Origin of the sequence: Leisingera sp. ANG59, assembly GCF_013317235.1 — a bacterium.
In the GTDB taxonomy this organism is placed as follows: domain Bacteria; phylum Pseudomonadota; class Alphaproteobacteria; order Rhodobacterales; family Rhodobacteraceae; genus Leisingera.
In genome coordinates this window covers 30,628-57,406 of record NZ_WLCM01000014.1, presented here as the reverse complement: position 1 = coordinate 57,406, position 26,779 = coordinate 30,628, and the positions used below count along the sequence as shown (strand labels likewise).

General features: G+C 59.7%; 26 protein-coding genes. 9 read left to right on the top strand and 17 right to left on the bottom strand.

Features of this window, described 5'->3' with window-relative positions:
• Positions 1 to 3 precede the first annotated feature (3 nt).
• Positions 4 to 987 carry a tripartite tricarboxylate transporter substrate binding protein gene (locus GKC28_RS13975; protein WP_174147518.1) on the top strand — a complete coding sequence of 328 codons (984 nt, stop codon included), beginning with the start codon at positions 4 to 6 and terminating at the stop codon, positions 985 to 987.
• A gap of 705 nt (positions 988 to 1,692) precedes the next feature.
• Here GKC28_RS13975 and GKC28_RS13970 read toward each other — a convergent pair.
• From GKC28_RS13970 to GKC28_RS13945, 6 genes are all read right to left on the bottom strand, one after another.
• Positions 1,693 to 1,941 (bottom strand): hypothetical protein, encoded by a 249-nt coding sequence (locus GKC28_RS13970; RefSeq protein WP_174147517.1) that lies wholly within the window; start codon positions 1,939 to 1,941, stop codon positions 1,693 to 1,695.
• A 424-nt stretch (positions 1,942 to 2,365) separates the two neighbouring features.
• Positions 2,366 to 4,207: a BCCT family transporter gene (locus GKC28_RS13965; RefSeq protein ID WP_174147516.1), complete on the bottom strand. Its 1,842-nt coding sequence runs from the start codon at positions 4,205 to 4,207 to the stop codon at positions 2,366 to 2,368.
• Positions 4,208 to 4,309: 102 nt separating this feature from the next.
• Complete coding sequence (locus GKC28_RS13960) at positions 4,310 to 4,555, bottom strand: hypothetical protein (RefSeq protein ID WP_174147515.1); 246 nt, start codon at positions 4,553 to 4,555, stop codon at positions 4,310 to 4,312.
• Positions 4,552 to 6,000: an aldehyde dehydrogenase family protein gene (locus GKC28_RS13955; protein WP_174147514.1), complete on the bottom strand. Its 1,449-nt coding sequence runs from the start codon at positions 5,998 to 6,000 to the stop codon at positions 4,552 to 4,554. Before GKC28_RS13955 ends, GKC28_RS13960 begins: the two co-directional genes overlap by 4 nt.
• A gap of 5 nt (positions 6,001 to 6,005) precedes the next feature.
• Positions 6,006 to 7,166 carry an aromatic ring-hydroxylating dioxygenase subunit alpha gene (locus GKC28_RS13950; RefSeq protein WP_174147513.1) on the bottom strand — a complete coding sequence of 387 codons (1,161 nt, stop codon included), beginning with the start codon at positions 7,164 to 7,166 and terminating at the stop codon, positions 6,006 to 6,008.
• Between the two features lie 116 nt (positions 7,167 to 7,282).
• Positions 7,283 to 8,185, bottom strand: coding sequence for a LysR substrate-binding domain-containing protein (locus tag GKC28_RS13945; protein WP_174147512.1), 903 nt, complete (start codon positions 8,183 to 8,185; stop codon positions 7,283 to 7,285).
• 172 nt (positions 8,186 to 8,357) lie between these two features.
• Between GKC28_RS13945 and GKC28_RS13940 the strand changes: the two genes are divergently transcribed.
• Positions 8,358 to 9,278: a PDR/VanB family oxidoreductase gene (locus GKC28_RS13940; protein WP_368041121.1), complete on the top strand. Its 921-nt coding sequence runs from the start codon at positions 8,358 to 8,360 to the stop codon at positions 9,276 to 9,278.
• A gap of 156 nt (positions 9,279 to 9,434) precedes the next feature.
• On the opposite strand, the gene GKC28_RS13935 is transcribed toward GKC28_RS13940, so the two are convergent.
• The 4 genes from GKC28_RS13935 to GKC28_RS13920 are packed head-to-tail and all read right to left on the bottom strand — an operon-like array spanning position 9,435 to position 14,502.
• Complete coding sequence (locus tag GKC28_RS13935) at positions 9,435 to 10,016, bottom strand: sarcosine oxidase subunit gamma (protein ID WP_174147510.1); 582 nt, start codon at positions 10,014 to 10,016, stop codon at positions 9,435 to 9,437.
• A complete protein-coding gene (locus tag GKC28_RS13930) occupies positions 10,009 to 12,957 on the bottom strand; it encodes a sarcosine oxidase subunit alpha family protein (RefSeq protein ID WP_174147509.1) in 2,949 nt (982 codons plus the stop codon). The genes GKC28_RS13935 and GKC28_RS13930 overlap by 8 nt, the downstream gene beginning before the upstream one ends.
• Positions 12,954 to 13,241 (bottom strand): sarcosine oxidase subunit delta, encoded by a 288-nt coding sequence (locus tag GKC28_RS13925; protein ID WP_174147508.1) that lies wholly within the window; start codon positions 13,239 to 13,241, stop codon positions 12,954 to 12,956. The genes GKC28_RS13930 and GKC28_RS13925 overlap by 4 nt, the downstream gene beginning before the upstream one ends.
• Before the next feature lie 10 nt (positions 13,242 to 13,251).
• Positions 13,252 to 14,502, bottom strand: coding sequence for a sarcosine oxidase subunit beta family protein (locus tag GKC28_RS13920; RefSeq protein WP_174147507.1), 1,251 nt, complete (start codon positions 14,500 to 14,502; stop codon positions 13,252 to 13,254).
• Positions 14,503 to 14,783: 281 nt separating this feature from the next.
• Between GKC28_RS13920 and GKC28_RS13915 the strand changes: the two genes are divergently transcribed.
• The 3 genes from GKC28_RS13915 (at position 14,784) to GKC28_RS13905 (ending at position 17,294) form a co-directional block, all read left to right on the top strand.
• Positions 14,784 to 16,124, top strand: coding sequence for an FAD-binding oxidoreductase (locus GKC28_RS13915; RefSeq protein WP_174147506.1), 1,341 nt, complete (start codon positions 14,784 to 14,786; stop codon positions 16,122 to 16,124).
• Positions 16,125 to 16,226: 102 nt separating this feature from the next.
• Positions 16,227 to 16,661, top strand: coding sequence for a nuclear transport factor 2 family protein (locus tag GKC28_RS13910; protein ID WP_174147505.1), 435 nt, complete (start codon positions 16,227 to 16,229; stop codon positions 16,659 to 16,661).
• A 186-nt stretch (positions 16,662 to 16,847) separates the two neighbouring features.
• A complete protein-coding gene (locus GKC28_RS13905) occupies positions 16,848 to 17,294 on the top strand; it encodes a universal stress protein (protein WP_174147504.1) in 447 nt (148 codons plus the stop codon).
• Positions 17,295 to 17,414: 120 nt separating this feature from the next.
• Here the strand turns inward: GKC28_RS13905 and GKC28_RS13900 are convergent, their stop codons facing one another.
• Both GKC28_RS13900 and GKC28_RS13895 read right to left on the bottom strand, forming a co-directional pair.
• Positions 17,415 to 18,752 carry an FAD-binding oxidoreductase gene (locus GKC28_RS13900; RefSeq protein WP_174147503.1) on the bottom strand — a complete coding sequence of 446 codons (1,338 nt, stop codon included), beginning with the start codon at positions 18,750 to 18,752 and terminating at the stop codon, positions 17,415 to 17,417.
• A gap of 101 nt (positions 18,753 to 18,853) precedes the next feature.
• On the bottom strand, positions 18,854 to 19,792 hold the full coding sequence (locus GKC28_RS13895) for a GlxA family transcriptional regulator (protein WP_368041120.1): 939 nt from the start codon (positions 19,790 to 19,792) through the stop codon (positions 18,854 to 18,856).
• Between the two features lie 102 nt (positions 19,793 to 19,894).
• Between GKC28_RS13895 and GKC28_RS26840 the strand changes: the two genes are divergently transcribed.
• Positions 19,895 to 20,878: a helix-turn-helix domain-containing protein gene (locus GKC28_RS26840; protein WP_217434084.1), complete on the top strand. Its 984-nt coding sequence runs from the start codon at positions 19,895 to 19,897 to the stop codon at positions 20,876 to 20,878.
• A gap of 101 nt (positions 20,879 to 20,979) precedes the next feature.
• On the opposite strand, the gene GKC28_RS13885 is transcribed toward GKC28_RS26840, so the two are convergent.
• From GKC28_RS13885 to GKC28_RS13875, 3 genes are all read right to left on the bottom strand, one after another.
• Positions 20,980 to 21,540, bottom strand: a complete 561-nt coding sequence (locus GKC28_RS13885) for a class I SAM-dependent methyltransferase (protein WP_174147501.1) — start codon at positions 21,538 to 21,540, stop codon at positions 20,980 to 20,982.
• A 55-nt stretch (positions 21,541 to 21,595) separates the two neighbouring features.
• The gene (locus GKC28_RS13880) at positions 21,596 to 22,069 is read right to left on the bottom strand and encodes a DUF4437 domain-containing protein (protein ID WP_174147500.1); all 474 of its coding nucleotides are present in this window, start codon (positions 22,067 to 22,069) and stop codon (positions 21,596 to 21,598) included.
• 68 nt (positions 22,070 to 22,137) lie between these two features.
• Positions 22,138 to 23,016 (bottom strand): SDR family oxidoreductase, encoded by an 879-nt coding sequence (locus GKC28_RS13875; RefSeq protein ID WP_174147499.1) that lies wholly within the window; start codon positions 23,014 to 23,016, stop codon positions 22,138 to 22,140.
• Positions 23,017 to 23,137: 121 nt separating this feature from the next.
• Between GKC28_RS13875 and GKC28_RS13870 the strand changes: the two genes are divergently transcribed.
• On the top strand, positions 23,138 to 23,497 hold the full coding sequence (locus GKC28_RS13870; RefSeq protein WP_174147498.1) for a helix-turn-helix domain-containing protein: 360 nt from the start codon (positions 23,138 to 23,140) through the stop codon (positions 23,495 to 23,497).
• Here GKC28_RS13870 and GKC28_RS13865 read toward each other — a convergent pair.
• Positions 23,472 to 24,386 carry an AraC family transcriptional regulator gene (locus GKC28_RS13865; RefSeq protein WP_174147497.1) on the bottom strand — a complete coding sequence of 305 codons (915 nt, stop codon included), beginning with the start codon at positions 24,384 to 24,386 and terminating at the stop codon, positions 23,472 to 23,474. The genes GKC28_RS13870 and GKC28_RS13865 overlap by 26 nt on opposite strands.
• A gap of 204 nt (positions 24,387 to 24,590) precedes the next feature.
• On the opposite strand from GKC28_RS13865, the gene GKC28_RS13860 reads away from it, so the two are divergent.
• Together GKC28_RS13860 and GKC28_RS13855 are read left to right on the top strand one after the other, a co-directional pair.
• The gene (locus GKC28_RS13860; protein ID WP_174147496.1) at positions 24,591 to 25,361 is read left to right on the top strand and encodes an MBL fold metallo-hydrolase; all 771 of its coding nucleotides are present in this window, start codon (positions 24,591 to 24,593) and stop codon (positions 25,359 to 25,361) included.
• A gap of 74 nt (positions 25,362 to 25,435) precedes the next feature.
• On the top strand, positions 25,436 to 26,308 hold the full coding sequence (locus GKC28_RS13855) for a radical SAM protein (RefSeq protein WP_174147495.1): 873 nt from the start codon (positions 25,436 to 25,438) through the stop codon (positions 26,306 to 26,308).
• 1 nt (position 26,309) lies between these two features.
• Here the strand turns inward: GKC28_RS13855 and GKC28_RS13850 are convergent, their stop codons facing one another.
• Positions 26,310 to 26,699 (bottom strand): helix-turn-helix domain-containing protein, encoded by a 390-nt coding sequence (locus tag GKC28_RS13850; protein ID WP_174147494.1) that lies wholly within the window; start codon positions 26,697 to 26,699, stop codon positions 26,310 to 26,312.
• Positions 26,700 to 26,779 lie beyond the last annotated feature (80 nt).

The window sequence follows — 26,779 nt, the reverse complement described above, 5'->3', positions numbered from 1 at the left end:
CCTATGACCGACACGAAAAATACGCTCACGCGCCGCACGGTGCTGTCAACTTTGATCGCGGCACCGGCCGTGCTCGCTACACGCCCCGGTTTTGCCCAGGGGTCCTATCCGGACCGTCCAATCAAGATGATCATGACACTTCCGCCGGGAAACAGCGCGGACACGACCGCGCGGTTTGTCGCGGACCGGTTGGGACAGAAACTCGGACAACCGGTCGTCGTTGAGAACAAGCCGGGCGCCAGTTCAAACATTGGTTATCGCACAGCCGCGACAGCCGATGCCGATGGCTACACCTTGCTCTTCGGTCTCCTCTCTCTGGTGATGAACCCGTCACTGTTTTCCACGACCGGATATAAGGTCGCCGACTTCGTGCCGGTCACGCATCTATTGGATGTCCCCTTCGTTCTTTTGGTTCGGACGGAATCTCCGTATCAGTCAGTTCAAGACCTGATCGATGCGGCTAAGGCCGACCCCGGCAAACTGAAGTATCCGTCCTACGGACCTGGATCGCCAAATCATGTCGCCATGCTGCAGGTCTTTCAGAAGACCGGCGCTGAGATGACCCATGTGCCTTACAAGGATGGTGGCATGACCGACCTTCTCGGCGGCGCGCTGGATTGCTCGCTCGACGTGACCGCGGCAGGTATTCCGCAAATTAAAGCTGGGGCGCTACGGCCGCTCGTGGTGTCAACCCAAAAGCGTCTTGAAGCGCTCCCGGACGTGCCGACTTTCGAAGAAGCTGGCATGGGCGATCCACTATACTCTTGGAATGGCCTCTTTGCGCGCACCGGAACGCCGGACGAGATTGTCGCGGAATTGGCGGAGGCAGCACAGGAGATTGTAGCATCCGATGAGTTCCAGGAACTCGCACGGAACTTCACGCAGGTTCCAGCAGGAGGAACGCAGGCGGAATTCGCGTCTTTCATTGCCGATGAAGAGGCGCGCTGGAGCAAGCTCATCTCAGACGCCGGATTGCGGCTTGATTGAAATCCGCGTCCCGGGGGTGGCCTTCCCTAAGGACTCACTTTCTGAGCGGTGGCAGGGAGGCTTTCATTGCGTCTGTGAGTAGATGCCTGACCTGCGACCCCCATGACCCATGACCTGCGAGGCTAGGTGTGGCGGCCGATCTCCTCCATCATGTTTCGCGGAAGACCTCGGCCGGGGTCTTCCAGCCAAGGCTTTTGCAAGGCGTGTTATTGAGCCGATCGAAGAGCTTCTTCAGTTAGTGGTCGGTCTTCTTGTTCACAAGAGCTCAGCCTTTGGCCTTTTCAAGCGAGGCTTGGCACGGGCTCGAAGGTCCAAGGCACAAGGTCTTCGATACGGCTCTTGGGGTGGCCATATAGCAGGGCGCACAGAGGTCGCGTCGGGCTGCAATTCGGATCTCGGCGAGCCATCCTTTTCCAGTGCCTTCACGAAGTGCCGACGCGTCGGTCAAGCAATGGATGAGCGTCCATGGCCCCTCAGGCCGGTCGACACCGGTGAGCTTGTGGTAAACCTCATAGCGGTCGCAATGCACGAACTGCCCGCGATAGAGCGCCGATGGCGGCAGCGACAATGAAGCGGGTGGCTGAGCGAAGCATGGGCGGAGGCAATCACAACAAGGGCTGCCGATAGCACCAACCAATAATATAGTAATTTCACGGGAAATATATCGAATTATGGGTCGGGCAGCATTTCCGAGTCCCGATCAGACTACTTGGGTGTCCCACGTGCCGCGAGTCTATCAAGAAGTGCAGTAATCTGGTCGGTCGTCACGGACCTGGCCCTTGCAAGAACTTCCGGGCTCAGCGGCGGTTCGATGCGTTCGGGTACCAGATCGCGGCGCAGCCACAGCACGCCAAGCTCGAACGTGTTCCAGAGATAAACCCAGCCGACGGTCCGACTCGATGATCCATCGACCAAACGGGCAATCGCCGTGCCTTCGTCCTGTCCGGTGTTCATCGGTATTTGCCTTTCTGGGCCGACTGTGGTGCTTTCCCGAATTGTGCGATTGAGTGTCGCGTTCGGTATTCTGGCTTGGTTCCTTAAGCCCCGCTGGAAAAGGAGGCGGCACCGGGAAAACCGGCGCCGCCAGGAATTCGTTCACAGGGAGGTGGTAGAGGACGAATTATGACATAAATTCAATTGTTTGATAAAAATCGCATAATTGGATTTATGTTAAGTCATTCGCTCTCCCGGGTCTTGCGGCCATGGGGCCACAAGTAACCGGGTTTTGCCTTCCTGCCTCGCCCTCTCGACTATTCAGGGTGCGGTTCTCGCTTTGAAGCCTTTCACATACTCAGGAACATTCCGAAATATTTTTAAGTGAAACAATAAACTGCGCCCCGCTAGGCGAGGCGCAGATCTTGGTAGTTTTCAACTGACCTTACTCGGCCGGCTCTACAGCTTCCGGCAGCGACCCATGCTTCAGGCGCAAATGGTCGCGCCATGTCGCCTTGACGAGGGAAACACACATTAGAAGCATGACCACAGTGAAGGGCAGCGCGCCGATGATCATCGCGTTCTTCAGGGCTTCCAGCGGGTCAGCTGCTGCGCCGCTCTTGCCTGCGATAATGAGCGCGCCAATCAATGCCGTCAGGATCAGTCCCCAAACGATCCGGTGTTTGATACCGGTGTGTTGACTGCCCCCGGACATGATGGTGTTCATCACCAGGATGCCGGAGTCCGCTGACGTGACCAGGAAGGTCAGGATCAGCACGACCGACATGACGATGATCGCGTTGAGAAAACCGCCCGACAGGATGTTCGCGAGTGCGGCAAATAGCTTGGCGGTAGTCGAGGCATCGACGATCGAGGGGTTTGCGGCCCCTGCCAGTTCGATGTCCACAGCGGTGCCGCCCAAGATCATCATCCAGGCAAAGCAGACCAACGCCGGAGCAATCACACAGCCCAGAACGAACTCCCGAATGGTACGGCCACGCGAGATCCGGGCCAGGAACAGCCCCACAAAGGGTGAAAATGCGATCCACCAGGCCCAGTAGAAGGTCGTCCATCCGGCTTGCCAGTTAAACAGGCGACCCTGTGTCCCTGCTTCATAGGCAGCAACCTGAACTTCTGCGGGCAGTTCCGCGGCAGCCCCTGTCAGGCCGCTTTGGAAGCCGTCGAGAGATCCCCAGGCGTTGGTTGCGCCGCCGAACAGGTCTCCGGCGAGCGGTGCCGCCTCGGTTGGCAGCGACTGGGCAAAACTCTGCTCGGACAGCGGGCTGTAGGCCTCGAACGACAGTGAGACGATGTTCAGGATATAGTCGACGAACGCGGTTCCATAGCTGGTCATCGCAAAGAGGAACGATCCGAAAACCGCAAATGTCCCCAGCAGGATCAGCGAAAGCACCATGTTCAGGTTCGACAGGTATTTCACACCGCGCCCCACACCGGACACTGCCGACAGAATCGAGAGGCCCATGATAACCGCAAGCGAGATCAGCAGGCCGGCAAGGCTGGGAGTAAGATTGCCTTCTTCGCCGCTCATCAGCCAGCCCATTCCGGAAACGGAGTAGAAGCCGTCAACGAATTGCGACACACCGAACCCGATGGTGACCGATACACCAAGGATCGTCGCAACGACGCCAAGAACATCGACGAGATGACCAACGACACCGTTGGCATATCGTCCCAGTACCGGCGTCAGCGCCGAGCGGATAGTGAGCGGCATGTCACGGGTGTAGGCGTAGTAGGCAAGGGCCAGACCCGTCACGACATAGATCGCCCAGGCGTGAAAACCGTAGTGCAGGAACGTATAGCGGAACGCGGACTGCACGGCCTCGGGCGAGCTGCCAGCGACATTGCCGGCCACGATTTCGGGGTTAGAGGTCCAAAGGCCGAGAGGCTCTGCGGTGGCATAGACCATGAGGCCCACGCCCAGACCGGCGCCGAACATCATCGAGAACCACGAAAAGGTGGAAAACTCTGGCTTTTCACCCGGTTGGCCCAGAACCCGCTTACCGATTTGCGGAACCGCCGCCATTATGATGACAAAGAAGAAGAAAAGACCCACTGAGATGACGTAGAAGGTATTGAAGCCTTCCAGCAGTGACCAGTTGACCGATGACAAGGTCCCACTTGCGTTGAGTGGAAAAATCAATGCCCATAGCACGAGTGCAACCATGATGCCCTTGCTGATAAGCGCGATTGGCAGACTGTTGCCCGCATAAAAGCCGTCGGGGGCTTTCGGTATCTCCACGTCCGTGAAGGGTGGTTTAATAGCCATGTTTTCCTCCTGTTCGAATTGTCCTGTTCTTTCTTGGCTAAGTCGGTCTTATTGAGAGGTTTGGCTGCGCGTGCAGCGTGGCGAGCAATCCAATTCAGGATGTCAGAACTGCAACAGATGCGCCCGTCCGCGCTCCACAAGCAGCGCGTTGAGCAAAGGCGCTTCTGGACTCCCTGCTTCCAGCGCAAACACAAAGGCATGCGTGAGATAGAAGCAGGCCGCATTCAGATCGCCTTGCTGTTCCATCAGCTCGCCAGCCTGCTTGTACAGGGCAACAAGTTTCACAAGGTCGCCCTGTTCGTGAGCTGCAAGAAGCTCCTGATTCAGCTCGGTTAGCGCTTGGTTCATTTCAGTGAGATCGCGATATTCTTGGTACGCACGTAGTTGAATAGTGCTTCCAGCCCTTTTTCACGACCAAAGCCTGACTTGCCCACGCCGCCAAAGGGCGTGGAAATCCCGCCCGCGAACCATTCGTTCACAAAGACCTGGCCAGCTCGAAGCTTCCGCGCGGTGCGATGCGCGCGTGCCAGATCGCGGGTAAACACGCCGGCGACCAGGCCGAATTCAGTCCCGTTGGCCATGGCGATGGCCTCGTCTTCGGTGTCAAACGGCGTGAAGCACACCACCGGACCAAAGATTTCTTCCTGTGCCACACGGCTGCCCGGATCAACATCGGCAAGGATCGTTGCGGCCATGAAATACCCATTGCGATCCAGCGCAGATCCCCCCGCGGCAATGCGTGATCCGTGCTGTGTCGCGGTCGACGTGACCTCTTCAACGCGGCTCAGCTGTAAAGCGGAAATCACCGGGGTCAGTCCGGGATTTTCAAGCCCGTGCCCAACGCTCAGGCCATCTGCCAAGGCGGCGGCCTGCTCGACCGCCTGGTCATAGATGGAACGATGCACTAGGACACGGCTCATCGCTGAACAGACCTGCCCGGCATTATAGAAGATGCCGCTTTGCAGGCTCGACATCAGCGTGTCCAGGTTGGCATCGTCAAAGGCGATGGCCGCGGACTTGCCACCCAGTTCCATCAAAGAGGGTATGACGGGACCGGCAGCGGCCCGCAGAATGGCCTGCCCGGTCGGCACCGAGCCGGTGAATACGATCTGGTCGACCTTTGGCGAGGAAACAAGCTTGGCACCGATATCGCTGCCCACGCCATTCAGGATGGACACCGCCCCGGCCGGCACATCGGCGCGTTCCAGCGCGAGGCCAAGCATGGCGATCCCGATCGGGTCCAGCTCGGGCGATTTGACAACGACCGAGTTTCCCGCCGCCAAGGCAGGCGCCAGCGAACGCGCGGCAATCGACACCGGAAAGTTCCACGGAACGATCTGCGCGGAAACGCCATAAGGTTCATAAACGGTGTAATCGGCGTAATCGGGGCCAAGCGGGATCGACTTGCCTTCAATCTTGTCCGCCATGCCGCCATAGTATTCGAAGTATTGGGCGGCTTCTTCGAACTCGTCCTCGGCAGCCTCCAGCGACTTGCCGCTCTCACGGCACAACAGGTCACCGCCTTCCTTGGCTATCTCCCTGATCTCCGCCGCAACCCGCATCATCAGCCGTGAACGCGCATGGGGGTTCATGTCTGCAAGGTCACCCCGCTCAAACGTAGCGCGCGCGGAATCCAGCGCTTGGGCGAGGCTTTGATCACCAGCCAACGCGGCATCAGCGAGATGTTCACCAAGGCCAGGGTCTTCGACGGGCATTGACGCGCCATTGTCACCATCGACCCATCGACCGGCGAGATAGTTTCTCGCCAGTCCGTTTTTCAGAAAGTCAGACATTGGTCTTAGCGGCCCTTAGTGATCTGTGTGGCGACCCAATGGTGGAAGTTATGCGTCGCCGCATCCATGGCAGGTGCAAATCGACCGCCATCGAATTTCGTACCATGACGGCCCTTCTGCATGCCTTCGACAACAAAGACATCCTCTTCGAAGACCGTGTTCCAGAGTTTGGCATTCTGAGCACGCAGATCCTGATGCTCAGGTGCGTCTTCGGGCTTTTGGGCATAGTAGAGTGCGATGCGTTCCAAGGTCCGCTCAAGCCCTGCGGGTTCGAGTATGAAAGCAAAGGCGTGGTCACGTTGCACGCCAAGCATCACATTGGGGTACACGCAGATATATTCCGCCCCTTCATTCCACTTGTCGCTGAGACCGTCGAAATCCGTGAGCCTGGTTCCGTCTTCGCCCTCGATCTGGCGATAGACCAAAGTTCCCTGACCGGAATACTTGCCCAGTTCATGGATGTTGTAGTGGTCTTCCAGCCGCGAATAGCTGTTCAGGCCGGGATGCACCCAAGGCAGGTGGTAGCTCTCGCAGAAGTTCTCGACCGCGAGCTTCCAGTTTGCTGCCATATCCAGCTCGACCGTCTGCCCCGCACCGCCATAATACATCGGTTGGTCGAATTCCTTCCAGCGCTCTATCAGGTCGGCGTGAACCTCTTCGAAAGGCGCCGCCTGTTCGTCGACATTGACAAAGACCACGTCGCGCCAGACATGCGACCGAATGCGGATCAATCCCAGCTCGGAGAAATCCAGATCTTCATGCGTGTTCTGACCTGGTCCACCAACATGCGGCGCGGTGCGCAATTCGCCGTTCAACCCGTAGCACCAGCTGTGGTAGGGGCAACGAATTGCGCCCCGGATCTTCTGGGGCTCTTCGATCAGGATCATGCCGCGATGACGGCAGGTGTTCTGGAACACGCCGATGTCGCCGTTGCGATCCCGCACCATCAAAAGTGGCATACCAAGGAAGTTCACCGGCTTGGCATCGCCCGTTTCTGGAATGTCCTTGCCGAAACCGATACCCGACCAGTTCGCAAACAATACAGCTTGCTTTTCCAGTTCGTAGGTCTCGGGATCGACATAGTGGTTGTTGGGAAGGCCTTTGGCCTGGTTCACGGGCTTCAGAACTTCGCTAAGCGGGTTAAACGCGGGATCACGTACGTTCACGGCGGGCTACTCCATGGAATTGATCCAGGCAGAAAGTCGCTTTTTTGATGTATCGTCAACTACAGAAATGCTGACTCATGGTTTAGCTTGACTAAACCGATATGGCCTCGGCCGGCTCAATCCCCCGCCCGGAGATCGGCCAATATCCAGTTTTTCAACTTGTCCACAGGCGAGTGCGGCAGGACATCCGCCCCGGAAACCAAATAGAAGCGGTGGGGGGCCGGAATGCTATTCCTTCCAATGACGGCCAGGGCGCCGCTCTTGAGCATGGGTTCAACAAGCCGCCGCCAGCCCAAGGCGATGCCACCGCCCTCCTGAGCCGCGTGCAGGGCGACGGAATAGTGATTGACGCGAACGCCTTTTGACAAGGCTCCGGTATAGTCCTGGGCTCGAAACCAGTCGCTCCAGCTTGTCCAGTCCCGATTTATCGTTTCCAGGTGTATCAGACGCTCGTCAGCCAGATCCTCAAGTGAGCAATTGGCGAGCCTTTGGGCGGTTGCAGGATCAGACACCGGCACGATTTGATCGCTGAACAGCTCTCGATGACCAAGTTTCTCTGAGTTGGTTCTGCCGTATTGGATGGTAATATCGATGTCTGGGGTGTCCGGCCCCCGCACATCCTGGATGATGTGGTTCACATCGATATCGGGATACTCTCGCCAGAAGCGGATCACCGACGAAGAAAGCCATAGCCCGGCAAACGCAGAGCTTGAGCTGATGGTCACGGTATTGCTGCTGCGTTTGTCCTGGATGGATTTGAGGCTTTGCGAGATCCTCGCGAAACCGACCGCAAGCGCATCGTACAACGTCTCGCCATCGTCCGTGAGCGCGACGCTGCGATGTTTGCGCAGAAAGAGCGGTGCACCAACTTCCTGCTCCAATGCCTTGATTTGCTGACTGACCGCGCCGGGTGTGACCGACAACTCCTTTGCCGCTTCCTTGAAGCTGAGATGCCGGGCCGCAGCCTCGAAGGCGGCCAGGCTCGTCAGCGGGGGCAATTTGTAGTACCTGCGCGCCACTGGCCTCGCTCCTGTTTGGTTTAACTCTAGTAAACTATTAAAGGTTTATTTTTGGGTCAGAATCAACTAGGGAAGGCGACACGATTGGTCGCAAATCTGATTTGCTAGGACTTTTCGCCGCTCGCATCACCCAGCAAGGATTCCAGTCATGAAAACACATCGAGCAAAACTCGTGGCCAAAGCCTCCCTTGGCGGCGATATCATGGATTTTCGGTTTGAGCTGGACCGAGGTCGGTTCATTGGACTCGAACCCGGTGCGCATGTCGATATCCATCTGGCAGACGACCTGATTCGCCAATATTCGATCTGGGACTGGGATCACAATGGCACCTGGCTCAATGTCGCCGTCAAGCGAGAGCGCGAAGGCCGGGGCGGCTCTATTGCCATGCATGCGCTGGAAGAAGGCTGCGAAGTGGAAATCGGTGAGCCGCGCAACCACTTCCCGTTGCAGGAGATCGACAGCTACAAGGTGCTGATCGCGGGCGGCATTGGCGCCACGCCGATTGCCGCGATGGCACAGTTCCTGGCCAACCGGGATCGCGAGTTTCAGGTGATCTATCTGGTCCGGTCCAAAGCCGACGCAGCGTTTCACCCGGTCTTCTCCGAGATGAACCTCGAAGATCGTTACATACTGCATTGTTCTGATGACGCGGGCATGCTCGACTTGGTCCATCTGATGAGTACCCTGCCCGCGGGCGCCCAAGTTTATTCCTGTGGTCCGGAGCCGATGCTTAATGCGCTTTTGTCCGCGGCGATAAACCTGCGCGGCGGAACTGTCCACTTCGAACGCTTCGCCGCTGCAAGCGACATGGACCATGCGCCTAAATCGGGTTTTGAAGTCGAAGTTTCCTCAACCGGCGCGGTTTATCCGGTGACGGAAAATCAAACTATATTGGAGGTCTTGCAGGAAAACGGTCACCACATCGACGTCGGTTGCGCCGAGGGGCTGTGCGGCTCCTGCATGGTTGATGTGCTTGAGGGCGAGGTGGATCATCGCGACAGTATCCTCAGCCCCGAGGAACAGGCCACCAACGAATTCATGTGTGTCTGCGTCTCGCGCGCGGCATCTTCGCGGCTGGTTCTAAAACTGTGATGTCAGTCACCATGGGTCAGGCGGGAATTGGGTCCGGGTGCATTGACCGCATCCTGACCCAAGCTGGCGTTTGGGCGCCCGGTGCCGGGTTGCCACCTTTCAAATGGCACAGGCCGCAGATCGCCTTCGAGGCGCCGTTCGGGCCGACCGGCTGGGCTACGCCGCTGCCTGCGCCGCGACGGATGCCATGATGGTTTCGACCGCATGGGCAAAGGAGCGCGCAAAGGACCGCCCGCACATCAGCCGGTAAGACAGGCCCGGGTCGCGACAGAGCACAAAGCTGGAAATATGCTCGATCACGCAGCGTTGTGCCTGTCCCGCCTCAAAACGGGCGAGGTCGATGTTGCACAGCCGCTCCAGCATCGGGGTCAGGGCGTTGCCGGTCAGGTCAAACACCACCCAGCCGTCATTCTGTTCGGTGACCGAAGCGCGATCCCCCAGACGGGCTTGCAGCTCGGCGGCCAGTGTCTCATGCGCCGCGTGATCGGCCAGAACAAACCATTGATCCGGTCCGCTCCAGAAGGTGCTAAAGGGGGCGCCCTCCTTGTACTGGCCCACGCCGCAGGGGCCGCCGCAAAGTTCGGCCATCGTGCCGGCGATTTCGGCCTCGCCGGTTCGCGCCGCGACCGATGCCAGTGCGACATCCGGGCGCTCGGTCAGGGTCACCCCGGCAATCGAGACGGAATGGGCGCTCTCTGCGCCAAAGGCGGTGCGGGGGAAAAGGCGATATTCAGTCACGAAGACGCGCTCCTTCGGGGTCAATGAAATGCGGGCTGACAATGCGGGCCTTGACGGATGTGCCTTCGACAGGGTTGGCGGCGGTCACCACCTCGCCAATCCGTTCGCCGCCTTGCTTGATGTAGCCAAGCGCAATCGGCTTGCCCAGATGCGGCGAATAGCAGGCCGAGGTCAGCCAGCCCTGATCGGTTTCCGGGCGATGCGCGGCCCCCTCGGCAAAGAGGTGGCTGCCAGCGGGCAGCGTATCACTGTCGATGGCTTCAAAGCCCATCAGCCGCAGCCCGTCCTCACGCGACAGCTCCTCGCGCCGGGTCAGTACCGCGCCGATAGAGTCTTTCTTGGTCGATACCATCCGCGCCATGCCCAGATGCGCCGCCGAGGTCTGGCCATTCAACTCATTGCCTGCCGCGTGGCCCTTTTCGATCCTGAGCACACCCAGCGCCTCGGTGCCATAGGGGGTGACGTCGAATTCCTCGCCCGCCGCCATCAACACCTCGATCAGGCTCTCGCCATAGCGTGTCGGCACCGCGATCTCATAGGCCAGCTCGCCCGAAAAGGAGATGCGGAACAGCCGGGCACGGGTGCCACCGCACACCGTGATCTCGGCGCAGCCCATGAAGGGGAAGGCCTCGTTCGAGATGTCGAATTCCGGATCGACGATCTTTTGCAAGAGCTTGCGCGCGTTCGGCCCGGCCACGGCATATTGCGCCCAGGAATCGGTGGTCGAAATCAGCTGCACATCCAGATCCGGGCGCAGGCATTGGCGCACAAATTCCATATGGCGATAGACCGGTCCGGCATTGGCGGTGGTGGTGGTCACCACGAAATGATCCTCGGCCAGACGTGCGGCGGTGCCGTCGTCCATGGCAATCCCGTCTTCGCGCAGCATCAAGCCATAGCGGGTCTTGCCCACCGCCAGCTTGGCAAAGCCATTGGCATAGATCAGGTTCAGGAACTCCGCCGCGTCGCGGCCCTGCACATCGACCTTGCCGAGTGTGGTGACATCGCAGACGCCCACGGACTTCCGCACCGCAAGCGCCTCGCGGTCCACCGATTGCCGCCAATGGGTTTCACCGAGTTGCGGGAACCATTGCGCGCGCATCCACTGGCCGACTTCGACAAAGACTGCGCCCTGCTTTTCGGCCCAGTGATGCGACGGCGTCAGGCGGGTCGGTTTGAAATCCTTGCCCACCGAGCGCCCGGCCAGTGCCCCCATCGCCACCGGCGTATAAGGTGGGCGGAACATCGTGGTGCCGGTCTGGGCAATGGTCTGGCCGGTCAGCTCGGCCATCACCGCAAGCCCGCCCAGGTTAGAGTTCTTGCCCTGATCGGTCGCCATGCCCAGCGTGGTATAGCGCTTGAGATGTTCGACCGAGACAAACCCCTCTTGATGCGCCAGCTTCACGTCCTTGACGGTGACATCGTTTTGGAAGTCGATCCATTTGCGGGCTTTGCCCTCGCCGACATACCATAGCGGGGTTTGCTGCACCGGCGCGTCCTCGGCCTCGGGCAGCTCCGGCGCTTTGGCGCTGATCCCCAGCGCCTCAAGGCTGGCAACCGCGCCCTCGGCACCGCCACGCAGCGCGCCATGGGTCGAAAGATCACCCGCCGCCGCACCGGCCACCGCCATGCCCACGGGCAGGGTGCCGCCGGGCACAAAGGCGGCGATATCCTCGCGCCATTCCGGACGGCCACGCTGATGGCAGGTCAGCGACACATTCGGGTTCCAGCCGCCGGAGACGCCAAGACCTTCGACCTGCAAAACCTCCTGGCGGCCGTCATGGCCGCGCACAGTGACGGATTTCAGCCCCAGACGGCCCTTGGTATCAACAACCTGCCCTCTAATCACCCGCCAGTCACCCTGCGGCGCCTCTGCGCGTGGGTCGATCACGGCGACAATCTCAACGCCTTTGGCGGCCAGATCGCGGGCGGTGCGGTGCCCGTCGTCGTTATTTGTGAACACGGTAACGCGCAGGCCTGCGGTCACCGCCCAACGGTTGGCATAGGCGCGCAATGCACCCGCCTGAAGGATGCCGGGACGGTCATTATTGGCAAAGCCGACCATCCGCTCCGTCGCGCCTGCACAAAGCAGGCTGCGGCGCGCATAAATCCGCCACAGGGTCTGGCGTGGGCGTGTATCCCCGGTGGGGCGAAGGTGATCGCTGACCCGCTCGACCGCACCAAAGACGCCGTGGTCATAGGCGCCAAAGACGGTGGTCCGCGTCATCAGGCGTACCGTGTCGAAGGAGGCCAGCTCTGCCAATGTCGCCGTGGCCCAATCGGCCCCGGACTGCCCGCCCAGCTCGTGGGTTTCGGCATTCAGCCGCCCACCCATGCGGAAATCCTCATCCGCCAGGATCACCCGGGCCCCGGCCCGTGCCGCCGTCAACGCCGCCATCAGCCCGGACGGTCCGGCGCCGATTACCAGCAGGTCGCAATGCAGGAAGCCTTTGTCGTAGCAATCCGGGTCTTCCTGCATCGACAATCTGCCCAGACCGGCCGCCTTGCGGATCGCCGGCTCATAGAACTTTTCCCAGAAGGCGCGCGGCCACATGAAGGTCTTGTAGTAGAACCCCGCCGTCAGGAAGTTCGAAAACACGTCGTTGATCCCCAGCGCGTCCAGCTTCAGCGAGGGCCAGGCGTTCTGGCTTTTGGCGGTCAGCCCGTCATAAAGCTCGGCCACGGTGGCGCGGGTATTGGGTTCGACACGGGCGCCATCACCGATCATCATCAGCGCGTTGGGCTCTTCCGAGCCCGCCGAGATCGGGCCACGTGGGCGGTGATATTTGAAGCTGCGGCCCATCAGGCGCACGCCATTGGACAGCAGCGCCGAGGCCAGCGTGTCACCCGCATGGCCGGAATAGGACTGCCCGTCGAAGGTAAAGCGCAGCAATTGCGCGCGGTCGATCTGACCGCCATTCAGCCGGTTGGATTGGGTCATTTCACGCCCCTCCGGGCCAGCGCGACGTCACGGGCCAGCTCTGCCTTGGTGATTTCATGGGTCAGCGTGTTGCGCGTGACCACCAGCCACGACCGGTCGCCCTGCTCGTGAAACCACAGCTCGCGATGTTCGCCCGCCGGGTTGTCGCGCAGGTAGAGGTAGTCGTGAAACGCCTCCGAGGCGCCCTCGGCCATGCCATCCGGGCGGTCAAGCAACGAGGCATCGCCCAGGTATGTGAACTCCTGCGCATCGCGCAGACCCAGGATGGGGTGGGGTATCAGCATCGCGTTGCCCTCAGTGCAGGTTGGGTTGGGCGCCGACGCCCTTTTCATCGATCATGCCGCCACGGCGGAAACGATCCAGACGATAGGCCGTGGCAGTGTCATGCGGTTTGCCCGTGGCCAGAAGATGGGCAAAGGCATAACCCGAGGCCGGGGTCGCCTTGAAACCGCCATAGCACCAGCCGCCATTGAAGAAGAGCCCGTCGATATGGGTCTTGTCGATATAGGGCGAACCATCCATCGACATATCCATGATCCCGCCCCACATCCGCAGCAGCCGGGCGCGACCGATGATCGGCATCAACGCCACGCCACCTTCGCAGACATCCTCGACCACCGGCAGATTGCCGCGTTGGGCATAGGTGTTGTAGCCGTCGATATCGCCGCCAAAGACCAGCCCGCCCTTGTCGGACTGGCTGACATAGAAATGCCCGGCGCCAAAGGTGATGACGCCCGGGATCACCGGCTTCAGCCCTTCGGAAACAAAAGCCTGCAGAACGTGACTCTCGATCGGCAGGCGCATGCCCGCCTTGGCCATCACCCGGCTGGAGTTGCCCGCCACCGCTACGCCGACCTTGCCGGCGCCGATATAGCCGCGCGTGGTCTCCACCCCCAGAACCTTGCCATTCTCGATCCGGAAGCCGGTGACTTCGCAGTTCTGAATGATATCCACGCCCCGGCTGTTTGCCGCGCGGGCATAGCCCCAGGCCACGGCATCGTGGCGCACCGTGCCACCCCGGCGCTGCACCAGCGCGCCTTTGATTGGAAAACGGGCATTGTCGAAATTCAGGAACGGCACTTCGCGCCGCACCTGTTCGGCATTCAGCAACTCGGCCCCCGCGCCGTGCAAAATCATCGCATTGCCGCGCCGCCGGAAGGCATCGCGCTGTGCGTCGGTATGGATCAGGTTTATGATCGAACGCTGGCTGACCATGGCGTTGTAGTTCAGGTCCTGCTCCAGCCCTTCCCAGAGCTTGAGCGAGAATTCATAGAATGGCTCATTGCCGTCCAGCAGGTAGTTCGAACGGATGATCGTCGTATTGCGCCCGACATTGCCGCCACCGATCCAGCCCTTTTCCAGCACGGCCACACGGTGCTGACCATAGATCGAGGCGAGGTAATGCGCGGTTGCCAATCCGTGACCGCCGCCACCGATGATGACGATGTCGTACTGCGGCTTGGGCTCCGGGTCGCGCCAAGCGCGGGTCCAGCCCTTGTGTCCGGTCAGCCCTTCCCACAGGACACGGGCGGCGGAATATCTCATCGGGGCGCTCCATCTTGCGATGAAGCGTGTCTATGCGCAGATCAACGGCGCAGCATATCAAAAACGGTCATTTTTTTGCGATATTCGGCCACTCTTCGCGAAGGTTCCAGCCGACTCCCCGAGGGAGACGGGGCTTCGTAGTCACGGGGTTCCGATGCGCACCAACGAAATACCTTTCGTGGCCACATCTTGGCAATTTCCGTCCAGTTTCGCGCAAGCCTGTTTTTTGGGCGGTTTAAGAATCGACGCATCTGACACCTGATCGCTTTGAGGATCATCCTATGCCGTCCTATCAGACGCCAATCACCCCGCCCCTTGACACCCCGGGCGGCTGGCATTCTGCCGACGAGTTATTTCCGCTCGGGACCGAAGCCACCCTGCCGGGCACCTGTGATTGGTTAGTGATCGGCGGCGGCATTACCGGCCTGTCCGCCGCAACCCGGCTTGGTGAAGTGGCGGGCAATGACCGCGTTCTGCTTGTCGATGCGCGACCGATCGGTTGGGGCGCTTCGGGGCGCAATTCCGGCTTCTTGCTTGATCTTCCGCACAAGTTCGATCTGGAAACCCGGGACAAGGATCGGTTGACCCGGATCATGGACCTGAATCGGGCCGCTATCGACCAGATGCGGGCGCGCACGCAAGAACTGTCAATCAATTGTGACTGGTCCGACTGCGGCAAGCTGCAAGGCGCGGTCAAGGAACGGGGCACCGGCATGATCCGCTCTTATGTAGAGGCGCTGGACTGGCTGGGCGCCTCTTACGAGCTGCTGGACCGTGACGGCTGCGCCGAAGTGATGGGGACGCGGCATTATGCGGCTTCGGTCTTTACCCCCGGGTCGGTCCTGGTGGACCCAATGGCTATGGTGCGCGGGCTGGCGGCCAATCTGCCGCAGACCGTGACCCTCGTCGATGACACTCCAGTTGTACGGTTCGGTAAGGCCCGCGGCGGCTATGTGGCGCAGCTGCGCCGTTCCTCGGGCGAGTTGGTGGACATCGAGGCGCGCAACGTCATCCTCGCGACCGATCCCTATACAGGTCAATTCGGCTATATGAAATCGCGTATCCTGCCGACGATCACCTTTGCGTCGATCACCCGTCCGCTGACAGCGGGCGAGAAGGCGCGATACAAAGGGCGCATGAATTGGGGGCTGACCCCGGCGGATGCCGCTGGGACGACACTGAGAATGACCGCCGAAGGGCGGCTGCTGATCCGCAATCACTATGCCGCCGCCCCGCATTTCTGTGGCGAGGACCACGACCTTGCCACTGCCCGCAGGGCACACCGAAGCGGTCTGGACAAGCGTTGGCCCGACTTTGCCAATGTGCCGATTTCCGCAACCTGGGGCGGCGTGGTCAGTCTCTCGGGCAATCACCAGACCTTCTTTGGTGCGCTGGACGAGCGCTTGTATTCAGCCAATTGCTATAATGGGGTCGGTCTTACGCGGGGATGGTCGGCAGGGCGGCTTCTGGCCGATCTCGGGACCGGCATAAAAAGCCAGGCGCTGGACGATATTCAAGCCGTTAGCGGCAAGCCAAACCGGTTGCCCCCTGACCCGCTCTTGAGCGTCGGAGCCAATGCCCGGTTGCGTCTGGCGCAATGGCAGGCCGGGGCGGAGGTCTGACAATCTACGAGGTCTGGTCCGAACGCAATGTGGCGATTGCAGCCGCATGAAGTAACTTGGCTATGTAATGCCGGACAGTCATCAATCAAAAGGAAACCACAGATGAAACAGTTGTTTCTTGCAACGCTCCTGGCCGCTGCCCCCATGGCTGCCGCCGCCGAAAGCGCACGGAACATCGTCCTGAACGGCCTGGATGTCGTTTTTGTCAATCCGGATGTTGAGGCGATCGACCGCTACTTTTCCGAGGATTACATTCAGCACAACCCTGCCTTCCCGAACGGGTTGGATACGTTGCGGGGGTTTGCCAGCGGGCCCACAGCAGGCGTCGACTACCAAATCGGTAACGTGATCGCAGATGAAGAAAGCGGCATGGTCGCGGTCCATTTCCGGGTGACTGGCTTCGGCCCTAAACCGTTCGTCGGTGTCGACATCTTTCGCGTGACAGATGGCAAAATCTCCGAACACTGGGACGTGCTACAGGAAGAGGTCGCGGAAACCGTATCGGGCAATCCGATGTGGAGCCCCGCTGGGGAGTAAACGCCAAAGCACCGGGCTCTGCTATAAGAGGTACAATTTGCCCCTGGTTGGGCGCGCCTTGTTGGCGTCACATGCCGGAGCACAGTGCCGGGGCCACTGGTTGACATGGGTCAACGCCCTCCAACACTCAACGATGCTAATTTTGCTCCATCGAGAAGCGAGGAGGACAGAACGATGGGAAACCCCATGTTTAAACGCATTGTCGTCGGCTTGGATGGATCTGAAATGTCTGAAACGGCATTGCGTACAGCCTGTGATCTGGCTCGGAACTACCAGTCGAAAATATATGTGGTTCACACACCTCAGCCGCACACAGTCGCCTTCGCGCTTGGTGCGGTTGCCGGCTATCACACGGTTACCACGATGCCTTCCATGGATGAGGTGAAAAAAGCCACGGACAACATCCTGGCCAAAGGGCGAGAAATTGCCGGCGAATATGGTTTGGAATTTGCCGGGACCCGCAGCAATCGAGGCAACCCCGTCGATGAGATCATTGCCTGCGCCGAAGAATGCGACGCCGACCTGATTGTCACCGGTCGCCGAGGTTTGGGAAGTGTCGGCGCGCTGATCCAGGGCAGTACATCGTTGGGCATCAGCCATCAGGCCAAATGTGCCTGCCTGACGGTGCTATGATGGTTGGCCCCGTGTCCCGGGCCTGACCCCCTGTCTCATCAGGAAGGAAACGCATCCCCAATACCGTAAGGCGCGCCCGGATGGACGCGCCTTGAGTATTGCATGGCCGTTTACGACCACTCAGCTCCAGGGATAGGGGCTGTTGGACACCGGGTGCAGCTTGCCTTCGGCATAGCGCGAGAAGCGGAAGGGCTCCAGCAGGGCGGATTTCTCGCCCAGGATTTCCTGCGCCACCAGCTCGCCCACACCGATCATTTTGTAGCCGTGGTTGCTGTCTGCGATCATGTAGACATTTTCGCGAAAGGTGTCGAAGACCGGGAAGCTGTCCGGGGTAAAGCAACCAACACCGCCCGAGGCTTCCTTGTGGTACTTCGGCATGGTGCCTTTGAAACGGCTGTTGCAATGCGCCAGCGCCGAGACCCACATATGGGCGAACTCCGGCGAGGAAACGAATTCCGGCGAGGAAGGGCCATAGGGATCAATGGCGATCTCATCCGCATCCTTGTGGATCGGATAGGGCATCGCGCCGCCCTGAATGCCGCCAAAGTTGGTGTCCGGCTTGTAGTAGATACCCCACATTTCCTCGGTGATGACACTGCCATCCACATCGGAGATCAGCGGCGCATCGGTGTCGACGTGGATTACCGGCGGCAGCTTGCCCTCATTGGTGCGCAACAGCTGCGGATCGACGCGCAGGACGCCTTCTTCCAGCTGCCAGAAGGTCCACATCGGCAGCCTGTCATGCATGGCACCATCGGCACCTTTGATCGACACGGACTTGGGCAGTTCGGCCATGGTCCAGAAGTCGCGCACCCACGGGCCAGCAGCCACGACCAGATGATCGCACAGGATGTCACCTTTGTCCGTTTCAACGCCGGTAACCGCGCCCGAACCGCTGTCGAACTTCATGCCGTTCACGGTGATGCCGCTCTGAATGCGCACGCCTTCGTCTTCGGCCATTTTAGCCAGCGCATAGATCGCCGGAGCGTTATGGGCAAAGCCGCCCTTCTTCTCGTGCAGGACAGAGGTGATGTTCTGGGCCGACCAGTCGTCGAACATCGCCTTCATGTATTTGTCGCTGTCGGCGGCCCCTTCGATGAATTCGGATTCATAGCCGATGGCCTTCTGCTGCTGATAGATGGTGCCGACATCTTCGCGCATGGATTCGGCCGAGATTTGCAGGTAGCCGACGGGGTTGTACTGGAACACCTCGGCGTTGGCTTCCCAATGCTGCACCGAATGTGCCATCAACTCGCGCATGGCGGGCTGGAAGTAGTTGTTGCGCACCACACCGCAAGCGATCCCGGATGCGCCCGCCGCGATGCCAGCCTTGTCGATGACAAGGATATCCGCGCCCGAGCCTTTGCCCGTCGCCTTGAGTTTCTTCGCCAGATGCGCGGCGGTGGACAGGCCGTGAATGCCTGCGCCAATGATCAGATACGGGGTCGACTTGGTCATGACTGTCCCTCGGGATAAGAGTCTATTTGGGATATTCCTAAAGACCTGCGCCTGACCGGTGCTTCACTATCCGGCCTCAAAATTGCGAAATATGGACAAACTTACCCCCGAGAACGTCTCTCGCGCGGCGACATCCCGTGTAAATCGCTATAGGCCCGAGTGAAATTCGATTGGCTGGAAAACCCGGTGGCCACGGCAATCTCGCCGATGCTGAGGCGCGTCTGACGGACCAGTTCATCAGCTTTTGACAGCCGCAAGCGCATGTAATGCGACACGACAGAACGGCCAAAATCAATACCAAAGCGGCGCTGCAACTGCCTTGCGCTGATGCCGCATAGCCTGGCGATCTGATCAAGGCTCAGAGGATCGGCGATATGGTCTTCCATCAGCCGTACAGCGGTGGCCACGGTCGCGTGAAAGCGCGTCTCATCGGTTTCTTGCGTCCGCTGCGCGTCATCGGCAACCCGCACCCGAGTATGGATAAACCAGTCACTGACCGCTGAGGCGAGCGCCGCCCCGTGTCGCGCCCGGATCAGCGCGTGCATCATGTCCAGAGGCGCCACCCCACCGGCACAGGTTGCACGGTCGCGGTCCAGAACGAACAGACGCTTTTCGATCATAAGATCGGGGAACTCTTCGCGCATGGCATCCATGTGCTCCCAATGCACTGTGAAGCGCCTGTTCGCCATGAGACCGGCCCTGGCAAGCAAGACCGACCCGCCTGAAATCCCGCCCAATTGCGTGCCATGCCGGGCTGCGTGGCGGAGAAAGGGCATCTCCTGACGTCCGGTGAGGGCAAATGGATTGCCCCCGGCCACAACAAAAAGCTTGTCGACGAAGTCTTCCTGGCTGTTTATTGGCGTGGTCTCGAACATGCCGCCACAGGAGGAACTGAGCGCTCCTCCGGCAGCCGACAGAAACCGGATAGAATAAAGATCATGTCCCGCCAGCCGGTTGGCGGCCCGCAACGGTTCAATCGCGGCGGCGGCTGACATCATCGCAAAATCAGGGGTCATCAGAAATGCAACGGTTTCAGGCACGGCCTTCGTCCTTTTTGCATAAAAAATGTCCCGTATCGTGGGTGTTGACAAGCAGATTTGCGGTTAGCCTCTTTATATTCGAACATCACAAAGAATCCGAGTGTGCGAGCTACAACCTTCGAGTTCATCTTAATTGACGACTTTTCAATGATGTCGGTGGTCACGGCGATTGAGCCTTTGAGGGTCGCCAATCGCATCCTGGGGGAGAACCGCTATGAATGGGTCATTACGCATGAAGCGGGCAACCCACCGGCGGCGTCCAACGGGCTGAGTCTGCCCGGCGGCACCTACCATCGGGAAACGCCGGTCCCGGACTACACATTTGTTTGCGCTGGTATGCATACAAATGCACGAGATCCAGACCGCCTCTTTGCGACCTTGAACCGGCGCGCCCGGTTGGGAAAAGTCATTGGCGGTGTCTCTCTGGCGGCTGCCCTTTTGGCGCGCGCCGGGTTGCTGACCGGGCGGCGGGGTGTGATCCACTGGGAGGGGCTGCCGGCCGTTATTGAAGAGTTCCCCGATATTGATATTTCTGCGGGCCTCTTTGAAATTGACGGTCCGATCATGACCAGTTGCGGCGGATTGGCGACCCTGGACCTGTTCTTGGCAATCCTGGGCAGCCTGCACGAGGACTGGCTGGTTGGGGCTGTCTCCAATCAGCTTCAGATATCCCGCACCCGACAAGGCACGGACCAACAACATATGGGGGCCTTTCGCCTGCCGGTCACCGCGCCGAAATCCATGCATAAGGCGGTGGCGCTGATCGACCAAACCATCGCCGAGCCGCTCTCGCCCGAGGCCCTGGCGCGGGCAATCGGCACCTCTCGCCGCACGCTGGACCGAAAATTCAGGACACATACCGGATATCCGGCAGCAGAATTCTACCTGCTGCGGCGACTGGAGCGCGCCCGGAACCTGCTGAGCTATTCCAACCTGCCCATCGTCGAGGTCGGGTTGGCGACCGGGTTTCGCAGTGCTTCGCACTTCACGACTGCATTCCGACAAGCATATGATATCACACCAAAAGTCTGCCGACAGCAGGCCGTGGATAGCATCAGAAGCGCGCGGCCTGATCCGATTGGCTGATGTGCCGTCGGCGCCGGAGCATCGAACAAGGCCACAGGTGGACTTGTCCCGAGCACATTTTTGCGCTGGTGACTTTGGACGCCACACCGCTGGATCGCCGATTATTGTTCTGGTTTCCAGGCCTCTGCGGCCTCTCCTTCCGGGCAGTCAAGCGCCCTTGGGTTGGCAAAGCCCGCAGTTTGCAATCGACGGCTAAGGCCACGGGTGCTTCCGCCTGAAGGCAGCGTAAAGGCGCAGATCAACCGTCCACCAGGTCGCAGTACCCGCAGCGCCGCGCGCAGCCCTGCCTGCGGATCGGTCCAGAAGTGATGATTATCGACGCTGACCACCAGATCAAAGATGTTGTCGTCAAACGGCATGGCCTCGGCCACCCCCTCGACCAGCGTCAGGCGCCCGTCGCGCACCGCCTCCGCATTTCGGCGCCCTGCCCTCTGATGCATCAGCTTAGACGGGTCCAGCCCTGTGACATGGCCATCGGGCACTATCTTGACCAGCTGCTCTAGCCCAAGACCGGGACCGAAGCCGATTTCCAGCACCCGCCCCTGCGGCGACAACTGGCTGGTTCGAGCGATCCACCGCGCCATTGGCGGGCCGTTTCGCTCCATCATATCGGCGCCGGTCTCGCCTTCCGGGCCTGCGGGGCGGACGAACATGCGATACATAAGGGCGCACTCTTGATTGGCGCCGGACCGTCAAGGCCCGGCACCTTTGTTGCGATCAGTGCTGCGGGTGACCATCCGCGTCGGTCGGAATGTAGTCAATCCCGGTGGGGTAATAGACATAGAACACGCAGTCCTCCGGGCCCATGCATTCGTTGATGTGCACCTCATTGCCGGGCTGGAACCAGACCGAACCGGCAGGGATCAGTTCGGGTTCGTCTTCAGCCTTCACGCGCACGGATTCGGTACCGGAAATCATATAGGCGGTATAGTCAGAACTGTGGATATGCGCGGGCGAAAGGCCGCCAGCGGGCACGCGGAACAGGCCTGCGAAAGGCTTGCCTTTCTCGCCGAGTTCACCGAAGACAACAGACATAGCCGGACCCTCATCGCCCATTTCGGGGATCATGGCGAACCATTGCACATCATCTGGCAAGGTCACTTTAGGAGCCCCCTCGGCGGCTGCAGCGGTCACGGAGAGCGACAACGCGGTGGTGGTCAGGGCAAGGGTGGTGCGAAGTGTATTGAACATCTGTTTTCCTTTGGTGTTCAGAGTGAAGGGATGGGACGGATGTGCGCCGCCCCGGTGACGTGAAAGGCTCAGGCGCGGGTGAAGGCCGCGCTATAGAGCTTGGCAAAGTCTTCGATAGAGACCTGTTCGGACGGCAGTGCAACGAGGGTCGCGGCGGTGTCGACATCAGTCGTCATCATCTCCGGATGGTCGAAGATCGACTGATAGTGGCCAACGATGGCATCCTCATTGCCGCCAAAGGAGATCGCCTTGGCGAACTCGGCGGGCGGCATCGGACGGAAGGTGATCTCACGCCCCAGGGCCTTGCCGAACCGTGCCGCAATCTCCGGCCCGTTCAGTTTTTCCGGCCCAGCGATATCCAGTGCAACCTGGTCACGCTTGTCGTCCTGGAAGGCGGTGACAACATAGTTGGCGGCTTCTTGGTGGCTGATCCACTGGCAATTCACCGCCTCTGGCATCGGATAAGGCAGGACGTCCTTTTCAGCCACTTCCTGTGCAATCGCCGGGATCAGGAAGTTCTCCATATAGGTTGTCGGCTGCAGCGCAACGAAGGCAATGCCGCTGTCCTTGAGCGCGTTATAGATGTCGTTGCGCAGATCCATCGAAGGGTGGCCGAGCTTGACCTCGGGGATGGGGCCGGTGGCGTTCCAGACGATCTTTTGCACGCCAGCGGCCTTGGCGGCGTCAATCACGTTCCGCGCCTGATCAAACTGACCAGAGAAGAAAGAGATCAGCAGAAAGACACCGTCCTGCCCCGCCATTGCGGCGGCGACGGAGGCTGCATCGGTCAGATCGCCGGTGACAACTTCTGCGCCCTTGGCGGCCAGCGGCGCGGCTTTGGTTTCATCGCGGACCATCACACGGGTGTTGAAACCGGCGGCAATCAGTTTCTCGGCAACCGGGCCGCCTTGCGGACCAGTGGCACCAATAACTAGGATGTTTTTCATCGTACTTCCTTTTTTCTATCTGCTACGATATGTAGAGGTAACGATGAAGGTCGCAAGAACGCTTATTTTTCTGTTATACTATGGAAAATCATACTATGAGATCCGACCCCAAGGAGAGACTATGACCATGACCACCCAAGACGCCTGCGATCCAAACCAGAATTGCCCTGTTACAGCGGCGATCCGGTCACTTGGCGGAAAGTGGAAGCTGCACATCATTCATCAGCTCTTGCAGGGGACCAAGCGTTTCAACGAGTTGCACCGCTCCATTCCCGGGGTGACACAGCAGATGCTGACCGCACAGCTTCGGGAGCTGGAGGAGGGTGGCATCGTCCACCGCGAGATCTATGCGCAGGTACCGCCCAAGGTGGAATACTCACTGACGCCGCTGGGCAGTGGGCTGCGTTCTGTGACTGAGGCTCTCGCGGAATGGGGCAGTCACCTGCCTCAGCACCTCATTGAGAGTCGACAAAGCGCGTGACATCTGTCTGAGCTTTCCGGAACTCGGCTGGTGTTGTGGCCGTTTCGCGCCGGAAGAACTTCACGAAGTTCGTCGGTTCGGCAAATCCAAGCCCATAGCCGATTTCGGCCACGCTCGCCCGGCCATGAGCCAGCAGACGTTTGGCTTCCAATATGATCCGTGCGCTCAGCATGGCCTTAGGGGACACGCCTTTGACCTGTTGCGTGGCGCGGATCAGGCTTTTCTCCGAGCAACCAAGCTCATGCGCGTAGTCAGCGACCTTATGGCTGTGGCGGAAATTGCGCTCAAGAAGCTGCTCGAACCTGTCATACCGCGTCCTGACACCAGAGGCGGGCTCTTCATTTGTATCGCGATTGCCTTCGAGTGCGGCCAAACGCACCAGAAAGGTGCAAAGCTGGTGGCGCAAGAGAACCGCCCGCAACTCAGCGGGTTGATCGGCGCCAGAGTCGCGCTGCATCTGACTTGCGCAATGGTCCAGAACGGCCATGTCCTGCGGATCAGCGTGCAGAACGGAAGACAAGCTCTCCAGATCGGCAAGCTGCGACAGGGTTGGGCAAGTCAGCACCGACGGAGGCAGAAACTCTGGGCGAAAGAGTATCAGCCAGCCGTCCCAGGTGTCGTCAGAGCCGAACCGATGGACTTGTCCCGAGCGGATACTGAGCACTGAGCCCGTCTTGCAGCACACCGGCTCGAAATCCAGCATCTGCGCGCACTGGCCCCGCGTCACGCAAACCACCAGTTGAAAACCGTACCTGTGGATTGATTGCAGCGCCGCGTCATCGACCCGGTTGCGCAAGTCCGACATACGCAAGACTTCGAGGTCAAACGGATGCTCCGACGCCGGATTAAAGTTCAGCCACGGTATGCCGGTATGTCTGTTTTCAACCATAAAAAGGCCGCTTATGACCATTGTTGCCTTGCAATGCGTCCCATAACTACCCTTTGTAAGGAGATCTGCAAATGGTGGCAATGACTTTGCGCGGTCACTCGATCATGAATGCGGCGCTGTCTTGCCGGGGGCACATGGCTCAGGGCGTTGCACCGCGATTGGCAATCACCATCCGAAATACTGACAGTCAAAAAGGACGTAGCAATGAAAATCACCCAGATCCGCAACGCCACGCAGCATCTGAGCTACGGCGGCACCCGCTTTCTGATCGACCCGATGCTCAGCGCCAAAGGCGCCTTTCCCGGCTTCCCCGGCACCATTAATGACGACCTGGCCAATCCGCTGACCGACCTGCCGCTGCCGCTCGATCAGATCGTGGATGTCGATGCGGTGTTCGTCACCCACCTGCACGAAGACCACTGGGACTCAGCTGCTGTCGATGCTCTGCCGAAAGACTTGCCGATTATTGTTCCGACCGATCTGGTTGCCGAAGGCATTCGCGGCGCTGGCTTTACCGATGTTCGCGTGGTGGGTGACGGGCTGGAATTCAACGGCATTTCGCTGGTCGCCACCGACGCTGTGCACGGGGTCGAGGCGGTGACCCAGGCCTTCCCGCCCGAGTTCCTGCATGTGGGTGGCGCGGTGTTCAGCCACCCCAAGGAAAAGACGCTCTATCTGGTGGCCGACAGCGTCTGGTACGACAAGATTAGTGAAGCCATCGCCGCCCATTCACCCGAGGTGATCATCGTCAATTGCGGCAATGCGCAGGCCTTTGGCATGGGGCGGTTGATCTTCAACGCGAGCGATGTCCATGAGGTGCACAAAGCCGCGCCCGAGGCCACCCTCGTCGGCACCCATATGGAGGCGGTGAACCACTGCGTCCTGACCCGTTCTGGCATGGGGACCTATGCGGAACAACACGGGTTCGGCGACAAGATGCTGCTGCCCGCCGATGGCGAGACCGTCGCGCTCTGATCCGGGCGACTTCCCAGCAAACTCTGCCGTTGCCCTGACCCCGGGCAGCGGCTTTTCCAGTCAGGAGTCAAGCCATGCGTGTGAGCGAATACGAAGCCAAGTCTCTGATACAGAATTCGAAGATTCCTTCCATAGACTATGTCGCCAATCCCTACACCGGCTGCGACTTTGGCTGCGCCTATTGCTATGCCAGCTTCAGCGGGCGTTTCGTCGGAGAGCCGGTGAAGGAATGGGGCAATTTCGTCGCGGTGAAAACCAACGCGGTAGCGCTTGTTCGCAAGGAGCTGGAGAAGATGTCGGCGGAGAAGAAGCGCGGCACGATCCTGCTATCCTCGGTGACGGACCCCTATATGGGGATCGAAAAGAAGCGCGAGATCACGCGCGGCATCCTTGGCGCGCTGGTCGGCAATCGTTGGTCGGGGATCGTGCGCATCCTGACCAAGTCACCGATCGTAACCCGTGACATCGACCTGCTGAAGCAACTGCCGCAGTCCGAGGTGGGCCTGACGGTCACCACCACCGATGATGCGATCAGCCGTTGGCTGGAAGTACGCGCGCCGAGCGCGACCCGACGTCTGCACACACTCAAAGAGTTGCACGAGGCTGGCATTCGCACCTTTGCCTTTGTCGGGCCGCTGTTGCCGCATTTCGCCGAACAGCCGGAGCTGCTCGACACCCTGCTCGGTCGCCTTGCCGAGACCGGAGTGCGCGAAGTTTACATGGAGCACATCAACCTCAAGCGCTATATCGTTGAGCGGATGAACAAGGTTCTTGAGGGCGAACCTGACTCGGTTCAGGCCGCTTATAAGAACGCGCGCAAGGCCAGCCACCGCGAAAGGATGGACGATATCGTTGCCGAACTGCTGAACAAGCACGGGCTTAGACTGCGCTTCGACGAAGTCGTTTATCACGACGAGTTTCAGGCCAAGCACGCCGGAGGATCATAAATCAGGCTGCGTCGTAACGCATCTGCGCATCAAAGATCGCCGTGCTTTGCGAAGTTGCCCAGTCGATCAGCGCCGAGAGCGGCACCATCAGAGTGTGGCCGCCTTCGGTCAGCTTATATTCCACCGAAGGCGGACGCGTGTCGAACACCGTACGGATCACAAGCCCGTCGCGCTCCAGATCGCGCAGGCTTTGCGTCAGCATCCGGCGGGACACGTCCGGGATTGCCCGCAAAAGGGCATTGAATCGTTTCGGCCCGCTGTCCAGTTCCATCAGAACAAGCAGAGTCCACTTGGCCGCAACGTGATCCAGAATGCGGCGCACCGGACAATTCTGCGGGTCGAAGCCGTCCGCCTTCCAGCGCTCCAACCGGTCTGCCATCGTATCAGCCATGACGGTTCCCTTTGTGTTACCTGGGCAGCAAACACTGCCTCCTTTTCGACTATTCAGAAGGTCTCTATTTAAGACTTGTA

Excerpts from the sequence above, each read along its gene's own strand:
- GKC28_RS13865 (WP_174147497.1), bottom strand. The coding sequence starts at position 24,386 with ATGGTTGAAAACAGACATACCGGCATACCGTGGCTGAACTTTAATCCG.
- GKC28_RS13850 (WP_174147494.1), bottom strand. The coding sequence starts at position 26,699 with ATGGCTGATACGATGGCAGACCGGTTGGAGCGCTGGAAGGCGGACGGC.
- GKC28_RS13960 (WP_174147515.1), bottom strand. The coding sequence starts at position 4,555 with ATGAACCAAGCGCTAACCGAGCTGAATCAGGAGCTTCTTGCAGCTCAC.
- GKC28_RS13915 (WP_174147506.1), top strand. The coding sequence starts at position 14,784 with ATGCCGTCCTATCAGACGCCAATCACCCCGCCCCTTGACACCCCGGGC.
- GKC28_RS13910 (WP_174147505.1), top strand. The coding sequence starts at position 16,227 with ATGAAACAGTTGTTTCTTGCAACGCTCCTGGCCGCTGCCCCCATGGCT.
- GKC28_RS13965 (WP_174147516.1), bottom strand. The coding sequence starts at position 4,207 with ATGGCTATTAAACCACCCTTCACGGACGTGGAGATACCGAAAGCCCCC.
- GKC28_RS13955 (WP_174147514.1), bottom strand. The coding sequence starts at position 6,000 with ATGTCTGACTTTCTGAAAAACGGACTGGCGAGAAACTATCTCGCCGGT.
- GKC28_RS13855 (WP_174147495.1), top strand. The coding sequence starts at position 25,436 with ATGCGTGTGAGCGAATACGAAGCCAAGTCTCTGATACAGAATTCGAAG.
- GKC28_RS13875 (WP_174147499.1), bottom strand. The coding sequence starts at position 23,016 with ATGAAAAACATCCTAGTTATTGGTGCCACTGGTCCGCAAGGCGGCCCG.
- GKC28_RS13920 (WP_174147507.1), bottom strand. The coding sequence starts at position 14,502 with ATGAGATATTCCGCCGCCCGTGTCCTGTGGGAAGGGCTGACCGGACAC.
- GKC28_RS13900 (WP_174147503.1), bottom strand. The coding sequence starts at position 18,752 with ATGACCAAGTCGACCCCGTATCTGATCATTGGCGCAGGCATTCACGGC.
- GKC28_RS13925 (WP_174147508.1), bottom strand. The coding sequence starts at position 13,241 with ATGCTGATACCCCACCCCATCCTGGGTCTGCGCGATGCGCAGGAGTTC.
- GKC28_RS13975 (WP_174147518.1), top strand. The coding sequence starts at position 4 with ATGACCGACACGAAAAATACGCTCACGCGCCGCACGGTGCTGTCAACT.
- GKC28_RS13970 (WP_174147517.1), bottom strand. The coding sequence starts at position 1,941 with ATGAACACCGGACAGGACGAAGGCACGGCGATTGCCCGTTTGGTCGAT.
- GKC28_RS13885 (WP_174147501.1), bottom strand. The coding sequence starts at position 21,540 with ATGTATCGCATGTTCGTCCGCCCCGCAGGCCCGGAAGGCGAGACCGGC.
- GKC28_RS13880 (WP_174147500.1), bottom strand. The coding sequence starts at position 22,069 with ATGTTCAATACACTTCGCACCACCCTTGCCCTGACCACCACCGCGTTG.
- GKC28_RS13870 (WP_174147498.1), top strand. The coding sequence starts at position 23,138 with ATGACCATGACCACCCAAGACGCCTGCGATCCAAACCAGAATTGCCCT.
- GKC28_RS13930 (WP_174147509.1), bottom strand. The coding sequence starts at position 12,957 with ATGACCCAATCCAACCGGCTGAATGGCGGTCAGATCGACCGCGCGCAA.
- GKC28_RS13905 (WP_174147504.1), top strand. The coding sequence starts at position 16,848 with ATGTTTAAACGCATTGTCGTCGGCTTGGATGGATCTGAAATGTCTGAA.
- GKC28_RS13860 (WP_174147496.1), top strand. The coding sequence starts at position 24,591 with ATGAAAATCACCCAGATCCGCAACGCCACGCAGCATCTGAGCTACGGC.